The sequence below is a fragment of the Pseudomonas sp. H3_C08 genome (genome assembly GCF_054669455.1).
Window position 1 is genome coordinate 519,102 of record NZ_CP162803.1, and the last position, 14,097, is coordinate 533,198.

Below are 14,097 nucleotides of genomic sequence, written 5' to 3' on the forward strand. Positions count from 1 at the left end.
CGACCATGCAGGCGCAGGAGCCGCTGACCATACTGATCGCCGAAGACAGCGCCGCCGATCGCCTGTTGCTGTCGACCATCGTCCGTCGTCAGGGCCATAACGTCTTGACGGCGGCCAACGGTGCCGAAGCGGTCGATCTGTTTCGCCGGCAGCAACCCGATCTGGTGCTGATGGACGCGATGATGCCGGTCATGGACGGCTTCGAAGCCGCGCGGCAGATCAAGGCGCTGGCGGGTGAAACCCTGGTGCCGATCATCTTCCTCACCTCGCTGACTGAAAGCGAAGCGCTGGCCCGTTGTCTGGAGGCTGGTGGCGACGACTTTCTGGCGAAGCCCTACAACCAAGTGATCCTCGCCGCCAAAATCAAGGCAATGGATCGCTTGCGCCGCTTGCAGGCAACCGTGCTGCAACAGCGCGACCTGATCGCCAAACACCATGATTACCTGCTCAACGAACAGCGTGTGGCCAAAGCCGTTTTCGACAAAGTGGCGCATTCCGGTTGCCTGAGTGCGCCGAACATCCGCTACCTGCAATCGCCCTATGCCTTGTTCAACGGTGACCTGCTGCTGGCGGCCTACACGCCGGCAGGGGACATGCATGTGCTGTTAGGCGATTTCACTGGCCATGGCCTGCCGGCAGCCGTCGGGGCGATGCCCCTGGCCGAGGTGTTCTATGGCATGACCGCCAAGGGCTACGGCCTGGCGGAAACCCTGCGCGAGATGAATGCCAAGCTCAAGCGCATCCTGCCGGTGGACATGTTCTGTTGTGCCACGTTGCTGTGCCTGAGTTTTCAGCGGCGTTCGGTCGAAGTGTGGAACGGTGGCATGCCTGACGGTTATCTGCATCGGATTGCCACTGGCGAGCGTGTGCCGCTGGCAGCGCGGCACTTGCCGTTGGGGGTGCTGAGTGCACAGGTGTTCGATGATCGTACGGAAGTGCATCCGATGGCCGCCGGTGATCGGGTGTTTCTGTTGTCTGACGGGGTGATCGACACCAGTGACGCCAGTGATCAACTGTTCGGCGTCGAGCGTTTGCAGCAGGTGTTCGCCGCCAATCGCGAGCCGGATCGCTTGTTCGAGGATATCGAGCAGGCGCTGCGGGATTTTCGTGGCGAGGCGCGCGACGATGTCAGCATGGTCGAGGTCAGCCTGCTGGAGCCGGCGCAGGTCAAACCGTCGGCGCCGGTGTATTCCGACAGCGGCCAGTCGTGCCCGCTCGACTGGTCGGTGAGCTTCGAGTTTCGTGGCGCCACGCTCAAGCGCTTCAATCCGTTGCCGTACCTGTTGCAGTTGCTGCTTGAGGTGCATGGGTTGCGGGCGCAGAGTGGTGCTTTGTACAGCGTGCTGGCCGAGTTGTATTCCAATGCGCTGGAACATGGCGTGCTGGGTCTGGACTCCAGCCTCAAGCGCGATGCGGCGGGTTTTGCTCGCTATTATCAGCAGCGCAACGATCGGCTGGAGGCGCTGCAGGATGGCTTTGTCCGTGTGCATCTGCAGGTGCAGCCACAAGGCGAGGGCGGCCGCCTGGTGATTCGCGTTGAGGACAGCGGCAAGGGTTTTGATGTGGCGCGAGTCATGGAAAGGCCGCTGGACGGTATCCGTTTGTCGGGGCGCGGCGTCAGTCTGGTCCGGCAATTGGGGCATAACGCCAGTTGGTCGGACGAAGGTCGTAGTGCCTGCGTGGAGTTTTCCTGGGAGGTTGAGGCATAATTCGCGCAATTCTTGATCAAGGAGTGAACAAGTGACTGACACACATATTGATCGCGAGGCGCTGAGCGTACTGCGCGATGTCATGGAGGATGGTTATCCAGAGCTGCTGGATACCTTTCTGACGGATTCCGAAAGTCGCTTGGTTGATCTGCGAAAAGCGGTGGATGCCAAGGCCTTGTCGGAAGTTGCCCACAGCTTCAAGGGCAGCGCCAGCAACATGGGGGCTGTCCGTTTGGCGGCGCTCTGCCAGGAGCTGGAGTCGGAAGCCAAAAATAAGAGCCCGGCGGAAATAGTCAAGCTGGTCGCTCAGATCAGTGGCGAATTTGCTGAAGTTCGCCCGGTTTATGAAAGCGAAAAACATCCTGCTCACACGCACTGATCCCGCCGTCCGGCGCTTTTTACGAGCGCCGGGCAAAACTGGCCCGGAACTTGCGTTATCTCTGCAACTGTACCTACGATCCCAGTGCAGCGGAGACCGTTTCATGCCTGCGACCCCCAACATCCTTCTTCAGAATGCCGCTCAGGCCAAGGCGCAAGCTGCCTCGGCCAAAACGTCGGCTATGGCCGTAGACACCGGGGATAAAGCCTCAAGCTTCGCTAAAGTGTTCGCCGATCAGGGGTCGAGCAAGCCTGTCGCCACCGCTGACAATTCGCCGAAGTCGGCGCGCGACAAGGTCGCTGACAACAGCGGCAAAAAGGACATCGGCAAAGATCAGTCTGCCGCTGCACAGCCGGCGGTTGCCGATAGCGGCAACGACTTGCCTGCCGACAAAACCGCAGCGACCGATGACAGCAGCGCCAGCAGCGACGACAACACAGACACCGCCCAGACGCCAGTGGTAGACGCGGCGCCGGTTGATCCGACGCTTGATCCGGCATTGGCAACCGCTGTGCAGCCGGTAGTCACGGCGCCAGTTGTACAGACTCCGGCGGTCGTCGCGAGTGCCCAGCCTGAAGCCGAAACACCTGCGCTTGCCGCTCTGCCGGGGACGGTCAAAGATCCGGCACCGGCCACCGACAGCGATTTCGACCCTTCGGCCGACCCGCTCGACTCGATGCCGGCCGTGCGCATGGCGATGGAGCAAGGCGGGCACATTTCCGCCGCCAGCCAGGCGCAACCGAAAGCGTCGCCGGCTCAGGCTCAGGCCGACGGTGAATTGACTTCCGCGCAAACCTTCGCCGCCGGCATGGCCAGTATGCTCGACGTGCAAGCCGACAAGGACAGCACCAGCCAGGGTGGTGACAAAGCGTTCAGCGGCTTGATCGACGATGGCCTCAAAGATCTCAAGACTGCGACCAGCGATACCCGCGTCGATGACTTCGCCAACCGTCTGGCGGCACTGACGCAGGCGGCCACGCCGAAGACAGCGAACGCGGTACCGGTGAATCAGCCGATCGCCATGCACCAGAGCGGCTGGACTGAAGAAGTGGTCAATCGCGTCATGTATCTGTCGAGTGCCAATCTGAAGGCGGCGGACATTCAGTTGCAGCCGGCTGAACTGGGGCGATTGGATATTCGCGTCAACATGGTTCCGGACCAGCAGACCCAAGTGACCTTTATGAGCGCGCATCCAAGCGTGCGAGAAGCGCTGGACGGCCAGATGCATCGCCTGCGCGAAATGTTCAACCAGCAGGGCATGGGTCAGGTCGACGTCAATGTCTCCGACCAGAACCGTGGCTGGCAGGGGCAACAAGGTCAGGAACAGGCGCAGCAGGGCCAGAGTGGTCGCACCAGCGCGGCCGGCGGTCGCCTCGATTCGGCGGATGACGAATTGGCGCCTGCAACCATTGCTGAAGCCGCCGCTCAAACCACCAGCGTGATTGGCAGCAGCGCGGTCGACTATTACGCCTGATCAAAATCAAGAGCCCCTCATCGGAACGCCGCCCGCCTAGCCCTCTCCCGGAGGGAGAGGGGACTGATTGGGGGATGCTCTTGAAGCACGCCGACCGGATACTGCTGCTGTGAATCCATAATCGACTTGGTCTTTCAGGTCGAAGTTTGACGTCCGACATCTCGGTCGGCCCCCTGAAAACCCTCACCCTAGCCCTCTCCCAGAGGGAGAGGGGACTGATTGGGGGATGCTCTTGAAGTACGCCGACCGGATACTCCTGTTGTGAATCCATAATCGACTTGGTCTTGCAGGTCGATGTTTGACGTCTTACACCTCGGTCGGCCCCCTGAAAACCCTCACCCTAGCCCTCTCCCGGAGGGAGAGGGGACTGATTGGGGGATGCTTGCGAGGTACGCCGACCGGATACTCCTGTTGTGAATCCGTAATCGACTTGGTCTTTCAGGTCGGTGTTTGAGTCTTGCACTTCGGTCGGCCACCTGAAAACCCTCACCCTAGCCCTCTCCCAGAGGGAGAGGGGACTGATTGGGGGATGCTCTTGAAGTACGCCGACCTGATACTTCTGCTGTGAATCTCTAATCGACTGGGTCTTTCACGTCGATGTTTAACGCAAGACACCTCGGTCGGCCCCCTCTCCCTCCGGGAGAGGGCTGGGGTGAGGGTGCCTTTGACTTTAGCGTTGTCTGCGCTACGGCCGACACTTCTGGCATAACACTTGCTCTTGCCTTGCCGTGCGACTGTGAAAACCCGATTAGTGACGGATTATTGGCATGGCGAAGAGCGAAACAGCAGCAGTGAAAGACCCCGCAACCAAAGGCAAACTCAAGCTGATCATTGTGATCGTGCTGGCGTTGCTGCTGGCCATTGGCGCGTCCGTGGGGGCGACCTGGTTCTTCATGCACAGCGCTCAGAGCAAGCCTGCCGAAGCCGCTGATGCAGCGCCTGTCGGCAAGCAGCCGGCGATTTTCGAGCCGATGGCGCCGGCCTTTGTCGCCAACTACAACCAGAACGGCCGTCAGCGCTACATGCAGGTGAGCATCACCATGCTGGCGCGTAATCAGGCCGATCTGGAAGCGCTCAAAGTGCACATGCCGGTGATCCGCAACAACCTGGTGATGCTCTTCTCCGGTCAGGATTTCGCCACCTTGGCGACCCCGGTCGGCCAGGAGATGTTGCGCCAGAAGGCCACCGCCAGCGTCCAGGAAGTGGCGCAGAAAGAGCTGGGCAAAGTGGTGATCGAACAGTTGCTTTTCACTAATTTCGTACTGCAGTAGGAACACGACATGGCCGTGCAGGATCTGCTGTCCCAGGATGAAATCGACGCGCTGTTGCATGGCGTCGACGATGGTCTGGTACAGACCGATAACGCTGCCGAACCCGGCAGTGTCAAAAGCTACGACCTGACCAGTCAGGACCGCATCGTCCGTGGACGCATGCCGACTCTGGAAATGATCAACGAGCGTTTTGCCCGCTATACCCGCATCAGCATGTTCAACATGCTGCGCCGCTCGGCGGACGTTGCCGTCGGTGGCGTGCAGGTGATGAAGTTCGGCGAATACGTGCACTCGCTGTACGTGCCGACCAGCCTCAACCTGGTCAAGATCAAACCGTTACGCGGCACCGCGCTGTTCATCCTTGACGCCAAACTGGTGTTCAAACTGGTGGACAACTTCTTCGGCGGCGACGGCCGTCACGCCAAGATCGAAGGGCGTGAATTCACCCCGACCGAACTGCGTGTGGTGCGCATGGTGCTGGAACAGGCTTTCGTCGATTTGAAAGAAGCCTGGCAGGCGATCATGGAAGTCAATTTCGAGTACATCAACTCGGAAGTGAACCCGGCCATGGCCAACATCGTCGGCCCGAGCGAAGCGATCGTGGTCTCCACGTTCCACATCGAACTCGATGGCGGCGGTGGCGACCTGCACGTGACCATGCCGTACTCGATGATCGAGCCGGTGCGCGAAATGCTCGACGCCGGTTTCCAGTCCGACCTCGACGATCAGGACGAGCGCTGGGTCAACGCGCTGCGTCAGGACGTCCTCGATGTCGACGTACCCATCGGCGCCACCGTGGCGCGCCGCCAGTTGAAACTGCGCGACATCCTGCACATGCAGCCGGGTGACGTGATCCCGGTCGAAATGCCGGAAGACATGATCATGCGCGCCAACGGCGTGCCGGCCTTCAAGGTCAAGATGGGCTCGCACAAAGGCAACCTCGCGTTGCAAGTGATCGAGCCGATCGAGCGTCGCTGAAACGGCGCTCCTATCCCAAGCATTTAACTGAATTTTTGCCCGCCGAGGACAAATGATGAACGACGATATGAACGCCCAGGACGACCAGGCACTGGCTGACGAATGGGCTGCGGCCCTGGAAGAAACCGGTGATGGTCAAGCTGACATCGACGCGCTGCTGGCGGCTGACGCATCCAGCGGCTCGCGCCTGCCGATGGAAGAGTTCGGCAGCGTGCCGAAGAACAACGACCCGGTGACCCTCGACGGCCCGAACCTGGACGTGATCCTCGACATCCCGGTGTCGATTTCGATGGAAGTCGGCAGCACCGACATCAACATCCGCAACCTGCTGCAACTCAACCAGGGTTCGGTAATCGAGCTTGATCGTCTGGCCGGTGAGCCGCTCGACGTGCTGGTTAACGGCACGCTGATTGCGCACGGTGAAGTGGTGGTGGTCAACGAGAAGTTCGGCATCCGTCTGACTGACGTGATCAGCCCAAGCGAACGCATCAAGAAGCTGCGCTGAGTGAAACGGTTTCTCTGGGCTTTGCTGGCATTGCCATTGAGCGTGCTGGCCGCCGAGCCTTCAACGGCGACCACAGTGCCAGCCGCCACCGCGCCGATGGTCAACAGCGGCGTGGCTGGGCAACTGACGCAACTGGTGTTCGGCCTGTTGCTGGTGCTGGGGTTGATCTTCTTCCTCGCCTGGCTGTTGCGCCGGGTGCAGCAGGCAGGTCCGGCAGGCAAGGGCCAGGTGATCGAGCTGATCGGTTCGCGCGCGCTCGGCCCGCGTGACCGTTTGCTGCTGGTGCAGGTCGGCAACGAGCAGATTCTGCTCGGCCTCAGCCCCGGCACCATCACCGCGCTGCACGTGCTCAAAGAGCCGGTCGAGGTGCCGAATACCAGCGAGAAAGCGACCCCGGAATTTGCCCAGCATCTGCTGAAGATTCTCGGCAAGGATCAGAAGGATAAGAAGTAATGGGTGCGTTACGCATCGTCTTGACGCTGGCCCTGATGCTGGCCGCGCCGCTGGCGTTCGCCGCCGATCCGTTGTCGATCCCGGCGATCACGCTAGGCACCAACGCCGATGGCGCGCAGGAGTATTCGGTCAGTCTGCAGATCCTCTTGATCATGACCGCCCTGAGCTTCATTCCGGCGGCCGTGATTCTGATGACCAGTTTCACCCGGATCATCATCGTCTTCTCGATCCTGCGTCAGGCCCTCGGCCTGCAACAGACGCCGTCGAACCAGATCCTCACCGGCATGGCGCTGTTCCTCACCATGTTCATCATGGCCCCGGTGTTCGACCGGGTGAACAAGGACGCGCTGCAACCGTATCTGGCGGAAACCCTTACCGCCCAGCAAGCGGTCGAAAAAGCTCAGGTGCCGATCAAGGACTTCATGCTCGCCCAGACCCGCACCAGCGATCTGGAGCTGTTCATGCGCCTGTCCAAGCGCACCGACATCGCCACGCCGGATCAGGCGCCGCTGACCATTCTGGTGCCGGCGTTCGTCACCTCCGAGCTTAAAACCGCGTTCCAGATCGGCTTCATGATCTTCATTCCGTTCCTGATCATCGACCTGGTCGTGGCCAGTGTGCTGATGGCGATGGGTATGATGATGCTCTCGCCGCTGATCATCTCGCTGCCGTTCAAAATCATGCTGTTCGTGCTGGTCGATGGCTGGGCGCTGATCATCGGCACCCTGGCCAGCAGTTTCGGAGGTGTCTCGCCATGACGCCGGAAGTTGCGGTCGATATCTTTCGTGAAGCGTTGTGGCTGACCACCCTGATGGTCGCGATTCTGGTAGTGCCGAGCCTGTTGGTCGGCTTGCTGGTGGCGATGTTCCAGGCCGCGACCCAGATCAACGAACAGACCCTGAGCTTCCTCCCGCGTCTGCTGGTGATGCTGGTCACGTTGATCATCGGTGGTCCGTGGATCGTGCAGACCTTCATGGAATACATCATTCAGTTGTACAAAAACATCCCGATGGTCATCGGCTAAGCCATGCAATCGCTGCTTCAGCTGACCGACACCCAGATCAGTACCTGGGTGGCGTCGTTCATGTTGCCGCTGTTTCGCGTCGCCTCGATGCTGATGGTCATGCCGGTGTTCGGCACGACGCTGGTGTCGCGCCGGGTGCGCCTGTATTTCGCCGTGGCCATCACCGTGTGTATTGCGCCGAGCCTGCCGCCGATGCCGGCGGTCAGCCCGCTGGATCTCAGCGGCTTGCTGCTGATAGCCGAGCAGATTCTGGTCGGTGCGGTGCTGGGGTTTTCCCTGCAACTGTTTTTCCAGGCCTTTGCCGTCGCCGGGCAGATTGTCGCGATTCAGATGGGCATGGGCTTCGCCTCGATGGTCGACCCGGCCAACGGCGTCTCGGTGGCGGTGATCGGGCAGTTCTTCACCATGCTCGTGACCCTGTTGTTCCTGTCGATGAATGGCCATCTGGTGGTCTTCGAGGTCCTCACCGAAAGCTTCACCACGCTACCGGTCGGCAGCGGTCTGATGACCGCGCATTACTGGGAACTGGCCGGCAAACTCGGCTGGGTGCTGGGCGCCGCATTGTTGCTGGTGTTGCCGGCGGTGACGGCGTTGCTGGTGGTCAACATCGCGTTTGGCGTGATGACCCGCGCCGCGCCGCAACTGAACATTTTCTCCATCGGTTTTCCGCTGACCCTGGTGCTCGGTCTGTTTATCGTCTGGGTCGGTCTGGCGGACATTCTCAATCAGTACCAGCCGCTGGCCACCGAGGCCTTGCAGTTGTTACGCGAACTGGCACGGGCGCGCTGAGTCATGGCAGAGAGCGAAAGCGGTCAGGACAAAACAGAAGACCCCACGGAGAAACGTAAAAAGGACTCCCGTGAAAAGGGTGAGATTGCCCGCTCCAAAGAACTCAACACCCTGGCCGTGACCATGGCCGGTGCCGGTGCGCTGCTGGTGTTCGGCGGCATGCTGGCCGAAGACCTGATGGAACTGATGCGCCTGAACTTCACGCTGTCGCGCGAAGTGATCATGGATCAGGGTTCCATGGGCGCGTTTCTGTTGCAGTCGGGCCAGATGGCGCTGCTGGCGATCCAGCCGATCATGATCACTCTGTTGCTCGCCGCGTTGATCGGGCCGATTTCCCTCGGTGGCTGGCTGTTCGCAGCGGGCTCCATGGCGCCCAAGTTCAGCCGGATGAACCCGGCGGCAGGCCTGAAGCGGATGTTCTCGTTCAAGGCTGTGGTCGAACTGCTCAAGGCCCTGGCCAAGTTCCTCATCACTTTGGGCGTGGCATTGGCGGTGTTGTCGGCGGACGTCGATGACTTTTTGCGAATCGCCCATGAACCGCTGGAGATGGCGATCATCCACAGCGTCACGCTGGTTGGCTGGAGCACATTGTGGCTGGCCTGCGGCCTGATCATCATCGCCGCCGTCGACGTGCCGGTGCAGCTCTGGGAAGCGCACAAGAAACTGCTGATGACCAAGCAGGAAGTGCGCGACGAGCACAAGGATCAAGAGGGGCGCCCGGAGGTCAAACAGCGCATCCGCCAGACCCAGCGCGAAATGTCTCAACGGCGCATGATGGCGGCGATTCCCGACGCCGACGTGGTCATCACCAACCCGACCCACTACGCCGTCGCGCTCAAGTACGACTCGGAGAAGGGCGGGGCACCGGTGCTGCTGGCCAAGGGCAGCGACTTCCTCGCCCTGAAAATCCGCGAAATCGCCGTAGCCAACAACGTCATGCTCCTCGAATCGCCGGGGCTGGCGCGTTCGATCTACTACTCCACCGAACTCGAGCAGGAAATTCCTGGTGGTCTGTATCTCGCGGTTGCGCAGGTCCTGGCCTACGTCTACCAGATCCGCCAGTACCGCGCCGGCAAGGGCAAGCGCCCGGATCCGCTCAAGGACGACTTGCCGATTCCGCCGGATCTGCGTCGCGACTCATGACGTTGCTGTGCAGCCTTTGGTCTGAGACCTCCCTTTACTGTCAACTCTGACAGGTGCGCTTCCCGTGATTTTGCAGTTTGATGCAAGGTGGCGCCGCGAACCTGGCGCGGTCAGGCGAGCGAGTGCAAGGGAGCAAGGCAATGAAAGGTATTTTCAGCAGCTACGATGAAAAAACCGGGAGAGGCACCATCACGCCGAAGCAATCGGGACGATCCCTTTCCTTTGCCGAAGCCACGGGTTTTTTTCTCACCGCCAAAGAATACCGATTCAGCATTCCATTGCCCGATGCCCGGCAGGCGAACGTCAAAGTGGGCGGCGAGGTCGAGTTCGAATTGCCCAAGAGCAAGAATGGAAAAGTGAAAATCCTCCGGTATTGAGCGATCGATCGCAAAGCCGCTGAAACGAAAAAACCGCCGCCCCGATTCAACGGGGCGGCGGTTTTTTATGATCGTTCCCACGCGCAGCAAAGGAATGCAGCCCGGGACGCTCCGCGTCCCTTCCAGAGCCGAACGCGGAGCGTCCGTTGAGGCATTCCCACGCAGGAGCGTGGGAACGATCATCGCGTGTCGCTACTGCGGCAACTCCAGATTATCCATCACCCGATTCACCGCCAGCTCGCCGAGCATGATCAGTTGCGCGATCCCCAACAGCGTCCTGCGCTGCGACGCGGGTATGAGGTGGGCGAAGTCATGGGCGATGGTTCTGGCTGAGGCGAGTGTTTCGCTGGCATCGGCCAGCAGTTCCTCGTTTTTGAAGTCGGCGGTAACGGCGTACATCCGGCGGGTCTTACGCGGTGGGGGCGTGGAGCCGGGTGGGCAGAGATAGTGATCGAGGGCGCGTTCGGCGGCGTCGTTGAGCTTTTTTGAATCGAGGGGTTCGTAGGGGGAGGCGAGATCGATTTCGGGTGGGTTGGGTGTTGGTTTGATCATGGTGAAGCTCCTTTGAAGTGGAGCCGCTACAACCTGTCGCTAAACAGGAGGGTGGCGGCTGTACGCAGGTTAGCGAACCGGTCAAAGGCACCCGGCAGACCCGAAGGTCTCCCGCATACAGCCACCATGACGAAATCGCGAAAATACAGATCCGCAACGAAGCCTGGAACGCCGATGCACCTTTGACTTGAATTCGAGTCGCTAAACCCGATCGCTGATTCGTCAGCGACCGACCCACAATAGAACCCGCCCCCAAGGTGCACAAGCCGGCGGATTCTGGCTTGGCTGTAGGCAAAGGCGCAAGGATTTGTAGCCTCGAAGGCGTGTCTGGAGGTGTCTTTTAAACACCTGAGTTTAAAAGGCAATTTTCACTGACTTCACTGGCCCCTTCGCGAGCAAGCTCGCTCCCACATTTGGAATGCGTTTCCCTGTGGGAGCGAGCCTGCTCGCGAAAGGGCCATCCGTCTCAGCAGAAAAAGCCTCGATCAAGCCCCGCTGTTTAAATCACTGGTTAGATAAAACCGTCCTCTTTTCTTACTTGCCAGTTCTGCGCCGGCAAGGGCAAGCGTCCGGATCCGCTCAAGGACGACCTGCCGATTCCGCCGGATCTTCGCCGCGATTCTTGACTGCCCAGTGTCAGGATCAGGCATCCGGCAGTATTCAAACCCAGAATTGAAAGTGGTCCAGGTAAGACCAGTCCCTTGAGACGATTTGAATTGAAGTGATTTTCCTGCCGGAGGGTGCAGGAAAATCAACCCACTTATGGCCGTTGGAAGCGTCTGCAGGAAGGTTTCTCGATCCCACATTTCCAGAGTTGTCGGAAAAGCTGATTTCCGCAGCTCTGAGTTGATAGGTGTATGCGAATCTGACTCGAGAGTAGGCTGATTTGAGACTAAGCGTGATCAGTTGTTGCCCTGTCGGAAGCTCATTGCCGGCGTTTGTCACGATAGCTGGGCCGGTGAGCATCCCTGCTATGGGACCACCGTAAGTTTGAATGCCGGTTGTACCCGCTCCGGAAGTGAGTGTGATGGTCATGCTCGGGATACTGATGCTCTGGCCAACGGTAATGCTGCTGTGGGGTTGGCCATCAAAATTCTCAAAGAGTATCGGCTCAGGAATCGCCTCGCCTACCCGCACCCTCAACACCTTCGAAAACATCAACCGCTCACCACTTCCCGATTTGTACACGGTGTAATTGATCAGGGCATCGGCGCCGCGATTGTTTGTTCGCCAGTCAGAAGGAAGTGTAAAGACTGGCGTGACACCTGCCTGAACGGGTCGCGTATCACTTTCCCATAGCGTGTTGGCGGTAGCGCGCAAACGTACCGTATAGCCAGTCGTCATGCCTGCGTAGTTGACGCTAACAGTTTCCTGATCACTCGACAGGGTCGGTGCCAGGAGATCGAATGACTGAGGGAGAATGTGCAGCAGCAAATAGCGCGAAGGAATCAAGGTCGTGCCCGGGGCCGTACGTACCGTGTAAAAGACCTTCACCGTATGGCCAATGCTATCGATCACCTCCAGGCGCGGAATGCGGATGTCGATGGTGCCAGGGGTTCCCACGGTGATCACCTCCGAGTGGTAGGTGTGCCGAGGGTTTTCCCAAGTGATGCGGACCGTATGGCCGCGGGCCATGCCGGTGTAGTGCGGAACTTGAGCGGTGACGTGTTGGGCGAAATAGACATGATCGAAGTCAAGTTGATCCCCTGCGGAGCCGTGTGCCTCAAGTACTTTTGGCGCCACTGGATCGGTGACTGCTGAAATTGAGTTCATGGGGTGTCTCCTGCGTTCGAGTGATTGCCTGGAAAGGCTCCATTTGATGCAGGAAGTAAGAATTCTCGCCACTGTCAGATCTGACAGGTGATCGAGTATTTCCGATGAGCGGTGGCTTTGCAGATGTCCTCTTTTGGTTGGCTCCGTCGTTGAGAGACCGTTGGTCTGGAAGTGCCATCCACCTGTCAACTCTTACAGTAGACGGACGGTTGTCCATGACATCGATATAGGGGCGCAAGTTTACCGAATCAGGAGAGCATGATCATGGCAGAGCGCATTTACCGAAAACTCGAGGGCATGGGCCTGGAATATGTGTCAGGGCGACTGGAACAGAACCCGAAAGAGCGGGCCATCTGCTACACCGTCACTTTCGACATGGATCTGGATTTCACCCATTTCAAACAGATGGCCAATGCTTATATCCCGGATTATCTCGACAACCCGATCAACGCGATCAGGCCTGAACTGGACGGCCTGGCTAACCACTATTCCTACAACTACCTGTTCGGTGCAGCGGGAAACATCCGCGACAATCAGGCGTTGTTCGAACTCTTCACCTCGCCTAGTTATTACAACGATCAATGGGCGACCGGCCCTCATCGGCAGGTGCGTTATGGCAAACCGGAGTTTGTGCAGGTCGGGCGAAAATTCCGCGTGACTGCACGCAGAGACTTCAGATCGCTGGATGACACGGGTCAGATCGAAATCGGAGATTTGCCGGCCATCCAGTTTCATTGGGCGCTCAATCTGCTGCAAACCGATCTGATGATCCCTGGAGTCATTGCGCCAGTGACCAAGGTCGTGCTGATGTACATGGATGAGGACTTCGTTGAGGTCGAAGGTGAGCAAATTTTGCGGGGTACGCGGTACATCAACGGCAAGCAACTGAGCTTCGGCAATATTGCGCCCAAGCAGATACTGACTGCGCAGTAACCGGCATTAAAAAACGCCGTCCCGATTGCGCGGTGCGGCGTTTTTTATGGCTGAAACATGCGTTGGTTGTAAGGTCGCCTTCGCGAGCAATCACAACGTCTCATTGATCGTTCCCACGCTCTGCGTGGGAATGCAGCCCGGACGCTCCGCGTCCCTTCCAGAGCCGAACGCGGAGCGTCCGTTGAGGCATTCCCACGCAGGAGCGTGGGAACGATCATCGCGTGTCGCTACTGCGGCAACTCCAGATTATCCATCACCCGATTCACCGCCAGCTCGCCGAGCATGATCAGTTGCGCGATCCCCAACAGCTTCCTGCGCTGCGACGCGGGTATGAGGTGGGCGAAGTCATGGGCGATGGTTCTGGCTGAGGCGAGTGTTTCGCTGGCATCGGCCAGCAGTTCCTCGTTTTTGAAGTCGGCGGTAACGGCGTACATCCGGCGGGTTTTACGCGGTGGTGGCGTGGAGCCGGGTGGGCAGAGGTAGTGATCGAGCGCGCGTTCAGCGGCGTCGTTGAGTTTTTTTGAATCGAGGGATTCGTAGGGGGAGGCGGGATCGGTTTCGGGTGGGTTGGGTGTTGGTTTGATCATGGTGAAGCTCCTGAGGTTATGGAACCACTCTTTCCCTGTCGCTAAACAAGTGAAGGTGGCAGCTGTACGCAGGTTAGCGAACCGGTCACAGGCACCCCGGTAGACCCAAAGGTCTCCCGCATACAGCCGCCATAACGTAATTGCGGGCGA

The 14,097-nt window shown here is 59.3% G+C and carries 16 protein-coding genes and 1 pseudogene; 14 read left to right on the forward strand and 3 right to left on the reverse strand.

Features of this window, described 5'->3' with window-relative positions; translation table 11 throughout:
* Nucleotides 1–5: 5 nt before the first annotated feature.
* The 12 genes from AB4N74_RS02465 to AB4N74_RS02520 all read left to right on the forward strand — a co-directional run bounded on the left by AB4N74_RS02465 (nt 6) and on the right by AB4N74_RS02520 (nt 10,102).
* On the forward strand, nt 6–1,709 hold the full coding sequence (locus AB4N74_RS02465) for an ATP-binding SpoIIE family protein phosphatase (protein ID WP_320337440.1): 1,704 nt from the start codon (nt 6–8) through the stop codon (nt 1,707–1,709).
* A 31-nt stretch (nt 1,710–1,740) separates the two neighbouring features.
* Complete coding sequence (locus AB4N74_RS02470; protein WP_093439737.1) at nt 1,741–2,088, forward strand: Hpt domain-containing protein; 348 nt, start codon at nt 1,741–1,743, stop codon at nt 2,086–2,088.
* Nucleotides 2,089–2,191: 103 nt separating this feature from the next.
* Nucleotides 2,192–3,562, forward strand: coding sequence for a flagellar hook-length control protein FliK (locus AB4N74_RS02475; RefSeq protein ID WP_257357661.1), 1,371 nt, complete (start codon nt 2,192–2,194; stop codon nt 3,560–3,562).
* Between the two features lie 767 nt (nt 3,563–4,329).
* On the forward strand, nt 4,330–4,833 hold the full coding sequence (gene fliL, locus AB4N74_RS02480; protein ID WP_007920033.1) for a flagellar basal body-associated protein FliL: 504 nt from the start codon (nt 4,330–4,332) through the stop codon (nt 4,831–4,833).
* A gap of 9 nt (nt 4,834–4,842) precedes the next feature.
* Nucleotides 4,843–5,811, forward strand: a complete 969-nt coding sequence (gene fliM / locus AB4N74_RS02485; protein WP_003222890.1) for a flagellar motor switch protein FliM — start codon at nt 4,843–4,845, stop codon at nt 5,809–5,811.
* Nucleotides 5,812–5,866: 55 nt separating this feature from the next.
* On the forward strand, nt 5,867–6,316 hold the full coding sequence (fliN, locus tag AB4N74_RS02490) for a flagellar motor switch protein FliN (RefSeq protein ID WP_008077656.1): 450 nt from the start codon (nt 5,867–5,869) through the stop codon (nt 6,314–6,316).
* On the forward strand, nt 6,317–6,769 hold the full coding sequence (gene fliO, locus AB4N74_RS02495; RefSeq protein WP_093439747.1) for a flagellar biosynthetic protein FliO: 453 nt from the start codon (nt 6,317–6,319) through the stop codon (nt 6,767–6,769).
* Nucleotides 6,769–7,527 (forward strand): flagellar type III secretion system pore protein FliP, encoded by a 759-nt coding sequence (gene fliP, locus AB4N74_RS02500; RefSeq protein WP_016984314.1) that lies wholly within the window; start codon nt 6,769–6,771, stop codon nt 7,525–7,527. The genes fliO and fliP overlap by 1 nt, the downstream gene beginning before the upstream one ends.
* Nucleotides 7,524–7,793: a flagellar biosynthesis protein FliQ gene (gene fliQ, locus AB4N74_RS02505; protein WP_038363854.1), complete on the forward strand. Its 270-nt coding sequence runs from the start codon at nt 7,524–7,526 to the stop codon at nt 7,791–7,793. Before fliP ends, fliQ begins: the two co-directional genes overlap by 4 nt.
* Before the next feature lie 3 nt (nt 7,794–7,796).
* Nucleotides 7,797–8,582: a flagellar biosynthetic protein FliR gene (gene fliR / locus AB4N74_RS02510; RefSeq protein ID WP_093439752.1), complete on the forward strand. Its 786-nt coding sequence runs from the start codon at nt 7,797–7,799 to the stop codon at nt 8,580–8,582.
* A 3-nt stretch (nt 8,583–8,585) separates the two neighbouring features.
* Nucleotides 8,586–9,725, forward strand: coding sequence for a flagellar biosynthesis protein FlhB (gene flhB / locus AB4N74_RS02515; RefSeq protein ID WP_093439755.1), 1,140 nt, complete (start codon nt 8,586–8,588; stop codon nt 9,723–9,725).
* 140 nt (nt 9,726–9,865) lie between these two features.
* Nucleotides 9,866–10,102 (forward strand): hypothetical protein, encoded by a 237-nt coding sequence (locus AB4N74_RS02520; RefSeq protein WP_093439760.1) that lies wholly within the window; start codon nt 9,866–9,868, stop codon nt 10,100–10,102.
* Between the two features lie 192 nt (nt 10,103–10,294).
* Here AB4N74_RS02520 and AB4N74_RS02525 read toward each other — a convergent pair whose 3' ends face one another.
* Entirely contained in the window at nt 10,295–10,654 is a 360-nt protein-coding gene (locus AB4N74_RS02525) for a DUF6124 family protein (protein WP_460098087.1), read from the reverse strand.
* Nucleotides 10,655–11,196: 542 nt separating this feature from the next.
* Between AB4N74_RS02525 and AB4N74_RS02530 the strand changes: the two are divergent.
* Nucleotides 11,197–11,280, forward strand: a pseudogene (locus AB4N74_RS02530) (hypothetical protein); the annotation flags it as partial.
* A 34-nt stretch (nt 11,281–11,314) separates the two neighbouring features.
* On the opposite strand, the gene AB4N74_RS02535 reads toward AB4N74_RS02530, so the two are convergent.
* Nucleotides 11,315–12,427, reverse strand: a complete 1,113-nt coding sequence (locus AB4N74_RS02535; RefSeq protein ID WP_460098089.1) for a hypothetical protein — start codon at nt 12,425–12,427, stop codon at nt 11,315–11,317.
* 264 nt (nt 12,428–12,691) lie between these two features.
* On the opposite strand from AB4N74_RS02535, the gene AB4N74_RS02540 reads away from it, so the two are divergent.
* Nucleotides 12,692–13,360: a hypothetical protein gene (locus tag AB4N74_RS02540; RefSeq protein ID WP_460098091.1), complete on the forward strand. Its 669-nt coding sequence runs from the start codon at nt 12,692–12,694 to the stop codon at nt 13,358–13,360.
* Nucleotides 13,361–13,587: 227 nt separating this feature from the next.
* Here the strand turns inward: AB4N74_RS02540 and AB4N74_RS02545 are convergent, their stop codons facing one another.
* Nucleotides 13,588–13,947 carry a DUF6124 family protein gene (locus AB4N74_RS02545; RefSeq protein WP_460098093.1) on the reverse strand — a complete coding sequence of 120 codons (360 nt, stop codon included), beginning with the start codon at nt 13,945–13,947 and terminating at the stop codon, nt 13,588–13,590.
* Nucleotides 13,948–14,097: the final 150 nt, after the last annotated feature.

What these genes read in the sequence shown, in the direction of transcription:
- AB4N74_RS02465 (WP_320337440.1), top strand. Translation starts at nt 6, where the DNA reads ATGCAGGCGCAGGAGCCGCTGACCATACTGATCGCCGAAGACAGCGCC.
- AB4N74_RS02475 (WP_257357661.1), top strand. Translation starts at nt 2,192, where the DNA reads ATGCCTGCGACCCCCAACATCCTTCTTCAGAATGCCGCTCAGGCCAAG.
- fliL (WP_007920033.1), top strand. Translation starts at nt 4,330, where the DNA reads ATGGCGAAGAGCGAAACAGCAGCAGTGAAAGACCCCGCAACCAAAGGC.
- fliM (WP_003222890.1), top strand. Translation starts at nt 4,843, where the DNA reads ATGGCCGTGCAGGATCTGCTGTCCCAGGATGAAATCGACGCGCTGTTG.
- fliN (WP_008077656.1), top strand. Translation starts at nt 5,867, where the DNA reads ATGAACGACGATATGAACGCCCAGGACGACCAGGCACTGGCTGACGAA.
- fliP (WP_016984314.1), top strand. Translation starts at nt 6,769, where the DNA reads ATGGGTGCGTTACGCATCGTCTTGACGCTGGCCCTGATGCTGGCCGCG.
- fliQ (WP_038363854.1), top strand. Translation starts at nt 7,524, where the DNA reads ATGACGCCGGAAGTTGCGGTCGATATCTTTCGTGAAGCGTTGTGGCTG.
- fliR (WP_093439752.1), top strand. Translation starts at nt 7,797, where the DNA reads ATGCAATCGCTGCTTCAGCTGACCGACACCCAGATCAGTACCTGGGTG.
- flhB (WP_093439755.1), top strand. Translation starts at nt 8,586, where the DNA reads ATGGCAGAGAGCGAAAGCGGTCAGGACAAAACAGAAGACCCCACGGAG.
- AB4N74_RS02520 (WP_093439760.1), top strand. Translation starts at nt 9,866, where the DNA reads ATGAAAGGTATTTTCAGCAGCTACGATGAAAAAACCGGGAGAGGCACC.
- AB4N74_RS02525 (WP_460098087.1), bottom strand. Translation starts at nt 10,654, where the DNA reads ATGATCAAACCAACACCCAACCCACCCGAAATCGATCTCGCCTCCCCC.
- AB4N74_RS02535 (WP_460098089.1), bottom strand. Translation starts at nt 12,427, where the DNA reads ATGAACTCAATTTCAGCAGTCACCGATCCAGTGGCGCCAAAAGTACTT.
- AB4N74_RS02540 (WP_460098091.1), top strand. Translation starts at nt 12,692, where the DNA reads ATGGCAGAGCGCATTTACCGAAAACTCGAGGGCATGGGCCTGGAATAT.
- AB4N74_RS02545 (WP_460098093.1), bottom strand. Translation starts at nt 13,947, where the DNA reads ATGATCAAACCAACACCCAACCCACCCGAAACCGATCCCGCCTCCCCC.